This window comes from Enterobacter sp. Cy-643 (assembly GCF_011752815.1).
GTDB lineage: Bacteria > Pseudomonadota > Gammaproteobacteria > Enterobacterales > Enterobacteriaceae > Cedecea.
The window spans coordinates 126,403-141,692 of record NZ_VWWV01000007.1 but is presented as its reverse complement, the minus strand read 5'-3'; the positions used below and the strand labels follow the sequence as shown (position 1 = coordinate 141,692).

The 15,290-nt window shown below is 54.1% G+C and carries 15 protein-coding genes; 8 read left to right on the top strand and 7 right to left on the bottom strand.

Going from position 1 to position 15,290, the window contains the following annotated elements:
* Positions 1 to 16: 16 nt before the first annotated feature.
* Positions 17 to 1,462 (top strand): metalloprotease TldD, encoded by a 1,446-nt coding sequence (tldD, locus tag F3J29_RS20345; protein WP_166868832.1) that lies wholly within the window; start codon positions 17 to 19, stop codon positions 1,460 to 1,462.
* Between the two features lie 18 nt (positions 1,463 to 1,480).
* Here the strand turns inward: tldD and aaeR are convergent, their stop codons facing one another.
* Entirely contained in the window at positions 1,481 to 2,428 is a 948-nt protein-coding gene (gene aaeR / locus F3J29_RS20340) for an HTH-type transcriptional activator AaeR (protein ID WP_166868830.1), read from the bottom strand.
* Positions 2,429 to 2,605: 177 nt separating this feature from the next.
* Here aaeR and aaeX point away from each other — a divergent pair, with 177 nt between their 5' ends.
* From aaeX to F3J29_RS20315, 5 genes are all read left to right on the top strand, one after another.
* Positions 2,606 to 2,809 (top strand): p-hydroxybenzoic acid efflux pump operon protein AaeX, encoded by a 204-nt coding sequence (aaeX, locus tag F3J29_RS20335; protein ID WP_008454892.1) that lies wholly within the window; start codon positions 2,606 to 2,608, stop codon positions 2,807 to 2,809.
* A 7-nt stretch (positions 2,810 to 2,816) separates the two neighbouring features.
* Positions 2,817 to 3,749, top strand: coding sequence for a p-hydroxybenzoic acid efflux pump subunit AaeA (aaeA, locus tag F3J29_RS20330; RefSeq protein ID WP_166868828.1), 933 nt, complete (start codon positions 2,817 to 2,819; stop codon positions 3,747 to 3,749).
* A 10-nt stretch (positions 3,750 to 3,759) separates the two neighbouring features.
* On the top strand, positions 3,760 to 5,721 hold the full coding sequence (gene aaeB / locus F3J29_RS20325) for a p-hydroxybenzoic acid efflux pump subunit AaeB (RefSeq protein WP_166868826.1): 1,962 nt from the start codon (positions 3,760 to 3,762) through the stop codon (positions 5,719 to 5,721).
* 260 nt (positions 5,722 to 5,981) lie between these two features.
* Positions 5,982 to 7,436 (top strand): NAD-dependent succinate-semialdehyde dehydrogenase, encoded by a 1,455-nt coding sequence (locus tag F3J29_RS20320; RefSeq protein WP_166868824.1) that lies wholly within the window; start codon positions 5,982 to 5,984, stop codon positions 7,434 to 7,436.
* A gap of 36 nt (positions 7,437 to 7,472) precedes the next feature.
* Positions 7,473 to 7,745: a barstar family protein gene (locus F3J29_RS20315; RefSeq protein ID WP_039288194.1), complete on the top strand. Its 273-nt coding sequence runs from the start codon at positions 7,473 to 7,475 to the stop codon at positions 7,743 to 7,745.
* 71 nt (positions 7,746 to 7,816) lie between these two features.
* Here F3J29_RS20315 and yhcN (F3J29_RS20310) read toward each other — a convergent pair whose 3' ends face one another.
* The 3 genes from yhcN (F3J29_RS20310) to argR form a co-directional block, all read right to left on the bottom strand.
* The gene (gene yhcN, locus F3J29_RS20310; protein WP_166868822.1) at positions 7,817 to 8,083 is read right to left on the bottom strand and encodes a peroxide/acid stress response protein YhcN; all 267 of its coding nucleotides are present in this window, start codon (positions 8,081 to 8,083) and stop codon (positions 7,817 to 7,819) included.
* A gap of 124 nt (positions 8,084 to 8,207) precedes the next feature.
* Positions 8,208 to 8,471, bottom strand: coding sequence for a peroxide/acid stress response protein YhcN (gene yhcN / locus F3J29_RS20305; protein ID WP_008454886.1), 264 nt, complete (start codon positions 8,469 to 8,471; stop codon positions 8,208 to 8,210).
* A gap of 369 nt (positions 8,472 to 8,840) precedes the next feature.
* Positions 8,841 to 9,311 carry a transcriptional regulator ArgR gene (gene argR, locus F3J29_RS20300; RefSeq protein WP_008454885.1) on the bottom strand — a complete coding sequence of 157 codons (471 nt, stop codon included), beginning with the start codon at positions 9,309 to 9,311 and terminating at the stop codon, positions 8,841 to 8,843.
* 488 nt (positions 9,312 to 9,799) lie between these two features.
* Here argR and mdh point away from each other — a divergent pair, with 488 nt between their 5' ends.
* Positions 9,800 to 10,735, top strand: coding sequence for a malate dehydrogenase (mdh, locus tag F3J29_RS20295; RefSeq protein ID WP_039298218.1), 936 nt, complete (start codon positions 9,800 to 9,802; stop codon positions 10,733 to 10,735).
* 57 nt (positions 10,736 to 10,792) lie between these two features.
* Here mdh and degS read toward each other — a convergent pair whose 3' ends face one another.
* From degS to zapG, 3 genes are all read right to left on the bottom strand, one after another.
* The gene (gene degS, locus F3J29_RS20290; protein ID WP_166868820.1) at positions 10,793 to 11,860 is read right to left on the bottom strand and encodes an outer membrane-stress sensor serine endopeptidase DegS; all 1,068 of its coding nucleotides are present in this window, start codon (positions 11,858 to 11,860) and stop codon (positions 10,793 to 10,795) included.
* Between the two features lie 88 nt (positions 11,861 to 11,948).
* Positions 11,949 to 13,319, bottom strand: a complete 1,371-nt coding sequence (gene degQ, locus F3J29_RS20285; RefSeq protein ID WP_166868818.1) for a serine endoprotease DegQ — start codon at positions 13,317 to 13,319, stop codon at positions 11,949 to 11,951.
* A gap of 174 nt (positions 13,320 to 13,493) precedes the next feature.
* On the bottom strand, positions 13,494 to 13,892 hold the full coding sequence (zapG, locus tag F3J29_RS20280; protein WP_008454880.1) for a Z-ring associated protein ZapG: 399 nt from the start codon (positions 13,890 to 13,892) through the stop codon (positions 13,494 to 13,496).
* A 176-nt stretch (positions 13,893 to 14,068) separates the two neighbouring features.
* Between zapG and zapE the strand changes: the two genes are divergently transcribed.
* On the top strand, positions 14,069 to 15,193 hold the full coding sequence (zapE, locus tag F3J29_RS20275) for a cell division protein ZapE (protein WP_166868816.1): 1,125 nt from the start codon (positions 14,069 to 14,071) through the stop codon (positions 15,191 to 15,193).
* Positions 15,194 to 15,290 lie beyond the last annotated feature (97 nt).

Sequence of the window (15,290 nt, the reverse complement as noted above, 5' to 3'; positions counted from 1 at the left end):
TAAGAGTAGCGAAACGATGAGTCTTAACCTGGTAAGTGAGCAGTTGCTGTCTGCGAATGGCTTAACCCATCAAGATCTGTTTTCCATCCTAGGGCAGCTGTCCGAGCGCCGTCTCGACTACGGCGATCTCTATTTCCAGTCCAGCTATCATGAATCCTGGGTGCTGGAAGACCGGATTATTAAAGACGGTTCATGGAATATCGATCAGGGCGTTGGCGTTCGTGCGGTTAGCGGTGAGAAAACCGGGTTTGCCTATGCCGATCAAATTACTTTGCAGGCGCTGGAGCAAAGCGCTCATGCGGCTCGCAGCATCGTTCGCGAGCAGGGCGACGGGCGTGCCCGTACGCTGGGCAACGTTCCGCACAGCGCGCTTTATACCAGCGTCGATCCGCTGACCAGTATGACGCGTGAAGAGAAACTCGACATCCTGAGACGCGTGGACAGCGTTGCACGCGCTGCAGATACGCGCGTTCAGGAAGTTAGCGCCAGCCTGACCGGCGTGTATGAGTTGATCCTGGTTGCGGCCACGGACGGTACGCTGGCGGCGGATGTCCGCCCGCTGGTGCGCCTGTCGGTTAGCGTTCAGGTTGAGGAAGACGGCAAGCGCGAGCGTGGTGCAAGCGGCGGCGGCGGTCGTTTTGGCTATGAGTATTTCCTGGAAAGCGTGAACGGCGAAGTGCGGGCTGATGCCTGGGCGAAAGAAGCCGTGCGTATGGCGATGGTGAATTTGTCCGCCGTGGCGGCTCCTGCTGGCATGCTGCCTGTTGTATTAGGCGCAGGCTGGCCAGGCGTGCTGCTGCACGAAGCTGTTGGTCACGGTCTGGAAGGCGACTTTAACCGTCGCGGTACTTCGGTCTTCAGCGGCCAGATGGGGCAGCTGGTGGCGTCCGAACTCTGTACCGTAGTGGACGATGGCACGATGGCTAACCGCCGTGGTTCCGTCTCTATTGATGACGAAGGCGTGCCGGGTCAGTACAACGTGCTGATCGAAAACGGCATTCTTAAAGGTTATATGCAGGACAAGCTCAATGCTCGTCTGATGGGCGTGGCGCCGACCGGGAACGGCCGCCGCGAGTCTTACGCCCACTTGCCGATGCCGCGCATGACCAACACCTACATGCTGGCCGGGAAATCTACGCCGCAGGAGATTATCGAGTCCGTAGATTACGGTATCTTTGCGCCAAACTTCGGCGGCGGTCAGGTGGATATCACCTCCGGCAAGTTTGTGTTTTCCACCTCAGAAGCTTACCTGATTGAAAAAGGGAAGGTGACTAAGGCGGTGAAAGGCGCCACGCTGATTGGCTCCGGCATCGAAACCATGCAGCAGATTTCGATGGTCGGGAACGATCTGGCGCTGGATAACGGCGTCGGCGTCTGCGGTAAAGAAGGCCAAAGCCTGCCGGTTGGCGTCGGCCAGCCAACCCTGAAGGTCGATAACCTGACCGTGGGCGGCACTGCCTGAGTTTATGTTAAGGCCGGACTAGTTCCGGCCCGTTTGCTTTGCCTTCCCGTTTCTGCCCTGCACGCCCTGATAAAGCTCCGAAACCTTCACAAAATAGCTCGTCAGATAGTTAATGCACACCTGCACCTTCAGCGGCAGTTTGTCTTTTTCGGTATACAGCGCGTACACCGGGCGGGGGTCGGACTGATAGCGAGGGAACAGGATCTCCAGCTGCCCGCTATTGATCTCGTCGATCACCCACATCAGCGGCGCATAGCCAATACCTGCCCCGGCTTTCAGCCAGCGGCTGAGCGTCATGGGGTCGTTAGTCACAAAGCGGCCCTGCGGCAGCAGGCGGGTCGAGATCCCTTCGGGCGCAATCAGCTCAAATTCGTTATCCGGCCGGATGCTGTATTCCAGCCACGAATGGTTAGCCAAATCAGCCGGTTTTTCCGGCGTACCGTGAATGTGCAGATAGCTTTTGGCGGCACAGACCACCATTGGCATCGACCCCAGCCTGCGGGAAAACAGGCTCGAATCCTGTAAAGCGCCCACGCGAATAACCAAATCAAGCCCATCGGCAATCAGGTCTGGTGCCGGTATGCCGGTGACCAGGTTGACCGTCAGGCCAGGATGTTCCCGGAGCATTTCGGCGGTCATGTCGGCAAGAACATTCTGTGCCATAGTTGAAGAGCTACCGATGCGCAGCGTGCCGATAGGCGTGTTGTTAAAGGCATAAAGCTGTTCGTGGACTTCCTGTGCTTCGTGCAGCATTTTGCGGCAGCCCTGATAATAAATTTTGCCGGCTTCGGTCAGGCCAATACTGCGGGTGCTGCGGTTGAGCAGCTTAACCTGAAGCTCATCTTCCAGTTTGGACACGATCTGGCTGATGGAAGAGACGCTCATTTGTAGCTGCCTTGCGGCAGCGGTGTAGGAGCCAAGTTCAACGACTTTGGCAAACACCGACATACGTTTCAGTCGTTCCATTGTTCACTCTGAGTGAAAAGTGATTTAGATCACACATTATAGATAACAGGGTAACAGTTACGTTAATATATTATTATTAACATAGCTCATACCGCACGCTCGCCCGCCTTTTCTGGCCTCTCCGTCGCGGTTTGCCGTCGAGTTATGTATCGCCTGCATTATCTTATCAAGGTCAAAATGAGTCTATTTCCGGTTATCGTAATATTCGGTCTTTCCTTTCCGCCGATATTCTTCGAATTAATTCTGTCGCTTGCCGCGTTCTGGCTGGCGCGTCGGTTGCTGACCCCAACCGGCATCTATGATTTTGTCTGGCACCCTGCATTATTCAATACAGCGCTCTATTGCTGCCTTTTTTATCTGATTTCGCGTTTGTTCGTTTGAGGTTGATGTGAAAATACTAACAAGAAACATAACCCGTACCGCTATCACGCTTTTGCTGGTGCTGCTGGCCTTCATCGCTATCTTCCGCGCGTGGGTGTTTTATACCGAGTCTCCATGGACGCGCGACGCGCGTTTTACCGCTGACGTTGTTGCCATTGCGCCGGACGTGTCCGGGCTTATCACCAGCGTGAACGTTCAGGACAACCAGCTGGTAAAAAAAGACCAGGTCCTGTTCACCATTGACCAGCCTCGCTACCAGAAAGCGCTCGAACAGGCTGAAGCCGATGTGGCCTATTACCAGGCGCTGGCATCTGAGAAACGCCGCGAAGCTGGAAGACGTAACACGCTTGGTATTCAGGCGATGTCGCGTGAAGAGATAGACCAGTCGAACAACCTGCTGCAAACCGTGTTACATCAGCTGGATAAAGCTCAGGCGACGCGCGACCTGGCCAAACTCGACCTGCAGCGCACGGTCATTCGTGCCCCAGCGGACGGCTGGATAACCAACCTCAACGTGCATACCGGGGAATTTGTTAACCGCGGCGCGACGTCCGTAGCGCTGGTGAAACAGAATTCGTTCTACATTCTGGCCTACATGGAAGAGACCAAGCTGGAAGGTATTCGTCCGGGCTATCGCGTACAGATCACGCCGCTCGGTAGCAACCGCGTGCTGCGCGGCAGCGTTGACAGCATCTCTGCCGGGGTGACGAACGCCAGCAGTACCAGTGATTCAAAAGGCATGGCCACGGTCGACTCCAACCTTGAGTGGGTTCGCCTCGCTCAGCGCGTGCCGGTCAGAATTCGCCTTGATGAACAGATGGGTAATCTGTATCCCGCCGGGACTACCGCGACCGTTGTGGTTACCGGTGAAAAAGATCGTAAAGCGGAGAATGACTCGGCGTTTATCAAGCTGATGCATCGCCTGCGCGAGTTCGGTTAAGCAGGCCGCTATGTATAACATTTCCAGGCTGCACGTCCGCTTTGCGATAAAGCTCGCTTTCGCCATTGTTCTTGCGGTGTTTGTCGGTTTTCACTTTGAGCTGGAAACGCCACGCTGGGCGGTGCTGACCGCCGCGATTGTGGCCGCTGGCCCCGCCTTTGCCGCCGGTGGAGAGCCTTATTCCGGGGCCATACGCTACCGCGGAATGCTGCGCATTATCGGGACATTTATCGGTTGTGCGGCCGCGCTGGTCATCATTATCACGCTGATCCGTGCCCCGGTCGTGATGCTGCTGGTGTGCTGTATCTGGGCCGGATTCTGTACCTGGATCTCGTCGCTTGTTCGCGTCGAAAACTCCTACGCCTGGGGCCTGGCGGGTTACACCGCGCTGATTATTGTGGTCACTATTCAGGTTGCTCCGCTGACTACGCCGCAGTTTGCCGTTGAACGCTGTAGCGAAATCGTTATCGGGATTGTGTGTGCCATCGTCGCCGATCTGCTGTTTTCTCCGCGTTCAATCAAGCAGGAGATTGACCGGGAGCTGGATAACCTGCTGGTGGATCAATACCGCCTGATGCAGCTTTGTATTGCCCACGGCGACAAAGAAGAGGTGGATAAAGCCTGGAGCGGTCTGGTGCGTAAAGTCACCGCGCTGAACGGCATGCGTGCCAACCTGAATATGGAATCCGCTCGGTGGGCGAAGGCCAACCGACGTTTGAAAGCGATCAACACCCTTTCGCTGACGCTGATCACGCAGGCCTGTGAAACCTTCCTGATTCAAAATACCCGGCCTGAATATGTCACGCCAGAATTCCGCCAGCTTTTTGCCGCCGAAGTGGAAACTGCCGACGACGTTTATAAACGTATGAAAGTGCTGCGCAGGGCGATCTCTGCGATGGGCGAAAAGGCCACGCCGGTTACCGTCGGCTCCTGGGTTTCTGCCTCGACCCGCTACCTGTTGCTGAAGCGCGGGTTTATTTGTAATAGCCGCGTGAGCGCGATTGAAGAAGAAGTGCTGAACGGCGAAGCGGTGGTGAAGGTGGAATCCGCCGAGGGCCATCACGCGATGATTAACTTCTGGCGCACGACGATTTCCTGCGTGCTTGGAAGCCTGTTCTGGCTGTGGACCGGCTGGACTTCCGGCAGCGGCGCGATGGTGATGATTGCGGTAGTGACGGCGCTGGCGATGCGCCTGCCAAATCCGCGCATGGTTTCGCTCGACTTCCTTTACGGCATGCTGGTGGCGCTGCCGCTGGGGGCGTTTTACTTCCTTGTGGTGCTGCCGTCCACGCAGCAGAGTATGCTGCTGCTGTGTATCAGCCTTGCTCTGCTGGGGTTCTTTATGGGCATTGAGGTACAGAAGCGGCGGCTGGGTTCCATGGGGGCGCTGGCCGGGACGATAAATATTATCGTGCTGGATAACCCAATGACTTTCCATTTCAGCAGCTTCCTCGACAGCGCGCTGGGGCAGATCGTTGGCTGTTTCCTGGCCATGATGGTGATCCTGCTGATCCGCGATAATTCGAAAGAGCGTACGGGCCGCACGCTGCTGAACCAGTTTGTTTCTGCCGCCGTATCGGCGCTGACGACCAATAATGCCCGGCGGAAGGAGAACCATCTTCCGGCGCTGTATCAGCAGCTGTTTTTACTGCTGAACATGTTCCCGGGCGACATAGACCGCTATCGTCTGGCGCTAACGCTAATTATCGCGCATCAGCGTCTGCGCGATGCGCCCATCCCTGTTAATGACGACCTCTCCGCCTTCCACCGGCAGCTGCGCAAAACGGCGGATAAGGTGATTTCTGCCAGCAGTGATGATAAGCGAGAACGCTATTACGAAAGACTTTTAGGCGAGCTTGAAATCTATCAAGAGAAGCTGCGCCTGTGGGAAGCGCCGCGGCAGGTAACAGAGCCGGTGAAACGGCTGGCGGATATTTTACACCGCTACCGGCACACGCTGATTAACGCCTGAGCCCAACCTTAGCCTGAAGAGCCGACGCCTGCGTCGGCTTTAGACAGTTAACAAGCCCCTGGCGATAGAAGAAATATCAGATAGCACGTTTAAACAAAAAGGAAAATCAATGCGTTGATTTTCGGCTGATAATGATAAAGAGGGAAAAACCACGTTTTTTCCCTCTTTGTCAGCAACTTTGAGCCGACGCCTGCGTCGGCTTTTTTCTATCTATACTTAACTGCGGTCCATGGGATGAACACTTACGAACAGGAGCTATTATGACGAATCAGACACTCCCGCAAAGTGAGCTCTTTAAAACCGGCTATCTGGTCGCAGGCAAGTGGCATTCGCTCGAAGACACTTTTGATGTGCTGAATCCTGCTACGGGAGAAATAGTGGCCAGAGTGGCAAGAGCCGGCAAACAAGAAACCGAAGCCGCGATTGAGGCCGCCAGCAAAGCTTTCCCCGCCTGGCGGGCGAAAACCGCCAAACAGCGGTCTGAAATTCTCTACCGCTGGTTTGAACTGATGCTGGCGAACAAAAGCTGGCTCGCCCGGTTAATGACCCTGGAGCAAGGGAAACCGCTCAAAGAGGCTGAAGGTGAAGTCGACTATGCAGCGAGCTTCATTCAGTGGTTCGCTGAACAGGCCAAACGCGCCAACGGGGAGATTATTCCTCCGGTTAAGCCCGGTTCTCGCATTCTGGCCACGCGTGAACCCGTCGGCGTAGTCGCGGCAATCACGCCGTGGAATTTCCCCATGGCGATGCTGACCCGCAAGCTCGGGCCTGCTCTGGCCGCTGGCTGTACCGGAGTGATAAAGCCCGCGAATAACACACCGCTTTCCGCTTTTGCTTTGCTGGAACTGGCGAAGCAGGCCGGCGTGCCGGACGGCGTATTGAATGCCGTGGCCGGTAAAACGCAGGAAATCAGCGACGCCATTATGGCCAGCCAGCAGGTGCGCAAAATCTCCTTCACCGGTTCAACGGCGGTGGGCAAAACGCTGATGCGTAATGCCGCAGAAACGATGAAAAAAGTGTCGATGGAGCTGGGGGGCAATGCGCCTTATATCGTGTTTGATGACGCGGATATTGACGCGGCGGTAAAAGGTGCCATTGCTAACAAATTCCGTAATGCTGGCCAGGTTTGCGTCAGCGTTAACCGTTTCTTCATCCAGCAAAATGTGTACGACAGTTTTGTGAATAAGCTTGCTGCAGAGGTTGGGAAGCTGAAAGTAGGCAACGGCCTGGAAGAGGGCGTGATTGTCGGGCCGCTGATTGAGCCGTCTGCGGTCGATAAGGTGCGTGAGCATGTTGATGACGCGCTGGCGAAAGGCGGTAAAGCGCTTGTCGGCGGCAAGCCCCATGCGTTGGGCGGCAATTTCTGGCAGCCCACCGTCATTATCAACGCTAACGATGATATGAAGCTGGCCAGGGAAGAGACGTTTGGCCCCCTTGCGGCCTGCTTCCGCTTTGAAACGGAAGAAGAGGTCATTGAAAGAGCCAACAGTACGCCATTTGGGCTGGCGGCCTATTTCTATACCCAGAATTTACAGCGCGTTTTCCGCGTCTCTCAGGCTCTGGAAAGTGGCATGGTTGGGATCAATGAATGTGCTGTTTCTACGGAACTGGGGCCCTTCGGCGGCGTGAAAGAATCGGGGTTAGGGCGCGAAGGCTCCGTGCTGGGGCTGGACGAGTTCCTGGAAGTGAAAACGCTACATATCGGCGGGCTTTAGCTCAGCGCTTGCTTAAAAAGAGTCAGGACGGCAGCGATGAAAAAATTTACTTTTGATTTTAACCACATCGACGACAACCTGGCTTTCTATCGCCAGTTTGCGGAGCAACTCGCGCTGCGCAAAGAACAGGTTCACGATCTGGATAGCCTGTGGGACGTGGTCACGGCGTCAATGTTACCGCTGCCCGTGGAGATCGAGTTTGCGCATTTGCCGGAGAGTAAACGGCGCAGGTTCGGGGCGCTCATTCTGCTTTTTGACGAGGCAGAAGAAGAGCTGGAAGGCCAGCTCCGCTTTAACATTCACGGCTAGCGTTTGATCGGCGGCCATAAAAAAGCCCCCGGCGAGCGGGGGCAAAGTCGTAGGACAAGTACGACGAGGGTTTATTTGTACAGCTCTGCGGTCGCGTGCCAGTTATCGCCGCTGCGGGCTTCAATCACGCGGTAGGCAGAGGCACCTTGTTCTGTGGCTTTCTGCGACAATTCCTGACGCATATCCATTGGCGCACTGCCTACCTGGCTGACAGAAATGGAACCCATGGATTGCAGGCCTTGAGCTTGTTCGCTGTTGATCTGGTGTGCGGCAGCGTTAGCGCCTAAAGAGATAACGGACAGCAGGCTCAGTGCGGCGATAGTTAATTTGGTTTTCATAGTCTTTACTCCTGAAGGTTTAACGTGGCGGCCGGAAGGGCTTAATCGCGATTTTTCTACTTAGGGCCGCCGAGGCTTAACGTTTTTACTCAACTCTATTCAACTGGCTTATGGCTAAGAACGTTTATTTGTACAGTTCTGCCGTTGCATGCCAGTGTCCACCGGTGCGGGCTTCGATCACGCGATAAGCGGAAGCACCGTTTTGTTCCGCTTTCTGGTTCAGCATTTCGTGCATATCCATCGGAGAACTGCCGATGTCATCAACGGAAACGGTACCCAGTGACTGGCGATTCTGCGCTTGCTGAGCGTCGATAGAGTCAGCGGCGAAAACGCCGAATGACAGAGCGGAGAGCAGGCTGGCGGTAACTAAAGTAGCTTTCATGTTCATGGTTTTTTCCTCGTCGTATTCTTTTGGTTGGGTCATCGTTCTGTGACCCTCATCACGAAATTAAGTATACACTAGTTACGGGAAAAATTAATACCCTGCTAATTGTTGCCTATGCAACTTTAAATTAACGAAATGATTTTTTATTCCTTATCGTTATTAAAAAGACGTTTTTATCACGGCATTTTTGTTAAATATAAGTAAAATCATAGATATGGGTGAATTTAACTATTTGTGCGGTAACGCGCAGAACAATGCCCTGTGGAATGCTATTGAAGCAATTCCATACGCTGGATTGAGGTTTTTTTACGGAAGATTACCGAATGTGGGACCCGCCGTATCATGACGGCGGGCTAAGAAGTGGGGGAGTGATTACAGCTCTTGTTCGAACAGCACCAGAATGGCTTCGTACAGCTCTTTCACCGTGAAGTTGTTGGCCGGCGTGGTGAAAATGGTGTCGTCCCCGGCAATGGTGCCCAGAATACCTTCCGCTTTCCCCAGTGAATCCAGCAGGCGGGCAATGAGCTGTGCGGCACCAGGGCTGGTATGAATCACTACGACCGCGTCGTTGTAGTCGATATCCAGAACCAGGTTTTTTAACGGGCTGGAAGTCGTCGGGACGCCCAGCTCCGCAGGCAGGCAGTAGACCATTTCCATCTTTGCATTACGCGTTCTTACCGCGCCGAATTTGGTCAGCATGCGGGAGACTTTGGATTGGTTGATGTTTTCGAAGCCGTCGTTTTGTAACGCCTGAACTATCTCGCCCTGTGAGCTGAATTTCTCTTCTTTAAGTAATGCTTTGAAAGCCTTTACTAATTCTTCTTGTTTTGAGGAGTTACGCATAAATAACCTATCCTGGGTAAAAGAGATAACATTATTATGCATTTAAATGAATTTTTATGCAAATTGTTCATCTTCCTTCAGGTGCCTGATTTTGTGACGGCCTGAATAGCGTGGGAGAATCATCCGGCGGAGATCAGCCTGAAATAATGTTATGAAAGCGGGCGATTTTATCAAATTTCGTTATCGGCGAACATGCCTGTGTCACGACTCGCAAATAAGCTTCAAAGTAAATTAAATGTTATCAAAATGATGTTGTTTTGGTGTGCGTGGAGGGGTAATGTAACCGCCGTTGATGTAACCACATCAGGTCGTGACCGGGCGCTAAGGCGTCGTTCCTCCCGGCGAGTAAATGCAGCAGCAACGCGGTCGGTGATTGCTTTATATCGCAATCTGGCGGCGGGAAGATTGTAATTATCTCCTCTCTGGATTATGGTCGCCACCGCATGGAGTTACGGCACGATTTTGCTAACCATAATAAGGAGTTTAGGATGAAAGTTGCAGTCCTCGGCGCAGCTGGCGGTATCGGCCAGGCGCTTGCCCTTCTACTTAAGACCCAACTGCCTTCAGGCTCAGAACTCTCTCTGTATGACATTGCACCAGTAACCCCTGGGGTTGCGGTGGATCTGAGTCATATCCCGACTGACGTGAAAATCAAAGGTTTCTCCGGCGAAGATGCCACCCCTGCGCTGGTCGGTGCAGATGTGGTGTTGATCTCCGCAGGCGTAGCACGTAAACCAGGCATGGATCGTTCCGACCTGTTCAACGTGAACGCGGGCATCGTGAAAAATCTGATCGAGCAAGTGGCGAAAACCGCCCCTAAAGCCTGCATCGGTATTATTACCAACCCGGTGAACACCACCGTGGCGATTGCCGCAGAAGTACTGAAAAAAGCGGGTGTATACGATAAGAACAAACTGTTCGGCGTTACTACACTGGATATCATCCGCTCCAATACCTTTGTTGCCGAGCTGAAAGGCAAGCAGCCAACGGATATCGAAGTGCCGGTCATTGGCGGCCACTCTGGCGTGACCATTCTGCCGCTGCTGTCCCAGATCCCTGGCGTGAGCTTCACCGAGCAGGAAGTGGCTGACCTGACCAAACGTATCCAGAACGCGGGTACTGAAGTGGTTGAAGCGAAAGCCGGTGGCGGGTCCGCAACGCTGTCTATGGGCCAGGCCGCGGCTCGTTTTGGTCTGTCTCTGGTTCGTGCTCTACAGGGCGAAAGCAATGTTGTGGAATGCGCTTACGTTGAAGGTGACGGCGAGCACGCACGTTTCTTCTCTCAGCCGCTGCTGCTGGGTAAAAACGGTATCGTTGAGCGTAAAGCTATCGGCACCCTGAGCGCGTTTGAGAAAAACGCGATGGAAGGCATGCTGGATACCCTGAAGAAAGATATTCAGCTGGGCGAAGAATTCGTTAAGTAATCGACGCCTGGATAAAAAAAACCGGAACTCAGGTTCCGGTTTTTTTATGTCTGCCTTTTAGCTTCCGGCAGGATATTCCTGAACGGTGACCTGCAGCGTGAGTTTCTTGTCTTCACGCATGACTTCGACCGGAATCACCGAGCCCGGGCGAATTTCCGCCACCTGGTCCATGGTTTCCAGCGCCGAGATGGCCGGTTTGTGGTTGACCGAGATAATCACGTCGTTAACCTGAATGCCGGCCTGGGCTGCCGGCCCGTCCGGTGATACAGCATTAACGATGATGCCTTGCAGCTGATCGATACCGGTGGATGGGCCATGCAGCGGGGTGATCTCTCTGCCGCCAATGCCGATGTAGCCACGAATAACCCGGCCATCGCGAATCAGCTTATCCATTATCTTGGTCGCCAGTTGGGTCGGTATCGCAAAACCAATCCCTTCCGGCGTTTCGCCATCATTGCTCTTGTCAAACGACAGGGTGTTAATGCCCATCAGTTCCCCGAGCGAATTCACCAGCGCCCCGCCGGAGTTACCGCGGTTAATCGAGGCGTCAGTTTGCAGAAATGACTGCCGACCCGAAGGGCTCAGGCCAATGCGTCCGGTCGCGCTGATAATGCCCTGGGTGACCGTTTGACCCAGGTTGTAGGGGTTACCGATGGCCATGACCACGTCGCCAATGTGCGGCTGGCGCTTGCCGTTAATAGGAATGATCGGCAGGTTAGTGGCGTTGATTTTCAGCACCGCCAGGTCAGTCAGGCTATCGGAGCCAATAAGCAATGCTTCAAACACTCGCCCGTCCTGTAGCGCGACGATGATCTGTTCAGCATCGTTGATAACGTGTTTGTTGGTGACGATGTAGCCGCGCCCGTCCATGATGACGCCGGAGCCGAGCGTTTTGATTTGAAGCTGGTTTTGGCCGTTATTGCCTACGCTGCGGTTGTACACGTTCACCACAGCCGGGGCAGCGCGGCGCACCGCCGGATTAAAGCTCATCGGCGTTTCGTCTGTGCTGTCATATTGCGCAGGTGCAAGTGGGCCAACAACGTTGCGTAGCGACGGCATCGTGAGCAGCAGCAGCCCCGCAACAATCAGCCCAATGACTACCGAGCGTAAGATCTTTAGAAACATGAGTTTGATTTAATGAGTGAGAGAACGACCGCAGAATAGCATGAGTTGAACGGACATCGTACAGACGATGTCCGTTTCTCTGCCCCGGTTAACGCAACAGCAGATAGAGGCTCTGCTCCCCGCGGACCACATGCAGCGCAATCACCGCGGGCTTGGTTTCCAGCACTTTGCGCATTTCAGCAATGGTATGGATCCGCTCACGGTTAATGCCGACGATAATATCGTCTTTGTGCAGACCAACCTGAGCCGCAGGCGTGCCTTTATCCACGTTATCCAGACGAATACCCTTCCCGCCGTCCTTCAGTTGCCCATCGCTTAACGTGGCCCCTTGCAGCGCCGGCAGGATCATTTCCGCGCTAGCGGAAGAGGCGGTGCTCTTGTCCAGAGTTACGCTTACTTCCAGTGGTTTGCCGTCGCGCAGCAAGCCCAGCTTCACCACGGTACCTGGCTCGGTTGTGGCGATTTTTGCTCTAAGCTCGGCGAAACTGCTCAGCGGGTTACCGTTCAGGCTGGTGATGATATCCCCGGCTTTAATCCCCGCTTTTGCCGACCCTGACTGAGGCAGGACTTCACTCACAAAGGCGCCACGCTGGGTGGAAAGATTAAACGCTTTGGCGATGTCAGCGTTCATCTCCATGCCTTTGATTCCCAGCAGGCCACGTTTGATTTCACCAAATTCCATCAGCTGTTTGGCGAGGGTTTGGGCCATATTGCTCGGGATAGCAAAACCAATCCCTACGCTGCCGCCTGCAGGTGCAAGAATCGCGGTATTAATGCCAATCAGTTCACCGTTGAGGTTGAGCAGCGCGCCGCCGGAGTTACCGCGGTTGATTGAAGCATCTGTTTGAATAAAGTTTTCCAGGCCTTCAAGGTTAAGGCCGCTGCGGCCCAGTGCGGAAACGATGCCGGAAGTCGCCGTTTGGCCGAGGCCAAATGGGTTACCCACCGCAACCGCAAAATCACCTACTTTGAGCTTGTCAGAGTCGGCCACTTTGATTTCGGTTAGCCCGGTCGCGTTTTGCAGCTGAAGTAGCGCGATGTCGCTCTGATCGTCCCCGCCAATCAGTTTGGCATCAAATTCACGTCCGTCATTCAGCTGCACGCTGATTTTTTGCGCCTGATTGATCACATGGTTGTTGGTCAGGACATAGCCTTTCGCGGCGTTGATGATGACGCCGGAGCCTAAGCCTTCAAACTGCTGCGGCGTGTCGGAGGGGGCGTCATCCCCGTAAAATTTCTTGAACTCTTCCGGCACTTTCTGGCTGGAAGCTGAGGCAGTGCCTTCAACCTGAACGCTGACGACCGCCGGTAAAACTTTTTCCAGCATCGGCGCGAGGCTTGGCAAAGCTGGCTGGCCTGGAACCTGGGAAGGCAGTGACGCGCTTGCCAGAGGGGATACGCCCAGCGTCAGACCGACGCTTAACGCTAATGCACTCAACAGCCGTGTTTGTTTCTTCATTGGATGCTGGCTCTCGTCACCTGGAAAAAGGAATGCCCACTCACGCAATTGATGTTATTGAAATATCAATCGACTCACAATGGCGTAATAAGAAAGCACAAGACAATTAAATGATAGCTGGGTCGGGAAAGGATGGGGCACCTGAACTGTGCCCCGGAAAAGCTAAAACAGGGATTAATCGCGTTTCGCACCGGCGCGAAGCAGGCCCGAAGCACCGTCTGAATAATCACGCGGCATCTGTACTGGCGCCTGATCGTTCCCGGCTTCAGACTCGGCAAGACGGTTACGGAACGGATTGGCTTCCGCTGTCATTTCCGGCAGCAGGCTGCTGGAGCTTTTAGCCATGTGCTGATAAAGCTGGCGATAATCGTGCGCCATGTTATCCAGCAGCTCGGCGCTGCGGGCAAAATGGCTGACTAACTCTTCGCGGTACTCTTCAAGCTCCGCTTTGTTTTTTTCCAGCTCATACTGCAGAGCTTGCTGCTGGCGCAGCTTGCGGTTGCCGAAACGCATGGCTACGGCACCGATGATAAGGCCCACTACTAACCCAATAAGCGCATATTCCCAAGTCATGAACTTCTCCCGTTATCTTGTGATTCCGTAGGGTAATGTAGCCACTATAACCGTTAACCTAAGAGAAGTGGAATCCTGACGCCGCATCGCTTAGGGTAGAACGGCCTTTTTTTGGACAACCGATTCGAAAAAGGCAGTGAACGGCTATCCGATTATAAAGGGAAGATAATAATACCATGCAAAATCTCTCTCCTGCATCGCGCTACCAGCAGGCTCTGGCAGAAGGCAGTTTTCAACCTGATGACGTACAACGCGAAGCGATTATGCGCCTGGATGCTATCTGGCAAGCATTGTCCGTGGCACCCACACCTGCCCCTACCGGTGGGTTGCTGACTAAGTTCGGCAAGCTGTTCGGTAAAAAAGAGGTTCAGGCCGGGCAGGAGCCCGCCCGGGGGTTGTATATGTGGGGAGGCGTGGGGCGAGGTAAAACCTGGCTGATGGATATGTTTTTTCAGAGTTTGCCGGGAGAGCGCAAACTGCGGCTGCACTTTCACCGCTTTATGCTTCGGGTTCATGAAGAGCTGGCGCAGCAGCAGGGCCACACCGATCCGCTGGAAATTATTGCTGATGGCATTAAGGCCGAAGCGGATGTCCTGTGTTTCGATGAATTTTTTGTCTCTGATATCACCGATGCCATGCTGCTGGGCACACTAATGAAAGCGCTTTTTGCGCGCGGCATTACGCTGGTGGCCACCTCGAACATCCCGCCGGATGATTTGTACCGCAATGGGCTACAGCGCGCCCGCTTCTTACCCGCTATTGAAGCGATTAAACGCTATTGCGACGTGATGAACGTGGATGCCGGGATTGATTACCGCCTGAGAACGCTGACTCAGGCTCACCTGTGGCTGTCACCGCTGAATGCAGATTCAGCCCTGCAAATGGAAAAGCTTTATGCCGTTCTGGCAGGGACAAAGCGCGAAGGCGCGCCGGTGCTGGAAGTTAACCATAGGCCAATGATGACGCTGGGAACCGCGAACCAGACGCTGGCTATCGACTTCAGCACGCTGTGCGTGGACGCCCGCAGCCAGCATGATTACATCGCGCTTTCGCGCCAGTTCCACACCGTCCTGCTGTTTAATGTGGCGGTGATGACACCGTTGATGGAGAGTGAAGCTCGCCGTTTTATCGCGCTGGTGGACGAATTTTACGAACGCCACGTCAAGCTGGTTGTGTCCGCTGAGGCTGAGCTATTCGATATTTATCAAGGGGAAAGGCTTAAATTTGAGTTCCAGCGCTGCCTTTCCAGGCTGCAGGAAATGCAAAGTGAGGAGTATTTGCGTCGCCCTCATCTGCCCTGACAATGATATTGTGATATCAACGACAAATTGTGGTCGATCTTTGAGGTCGACTTCTCTATAATCTTGCGACCCCACGTTACAACCAAAGTTTTTTTCC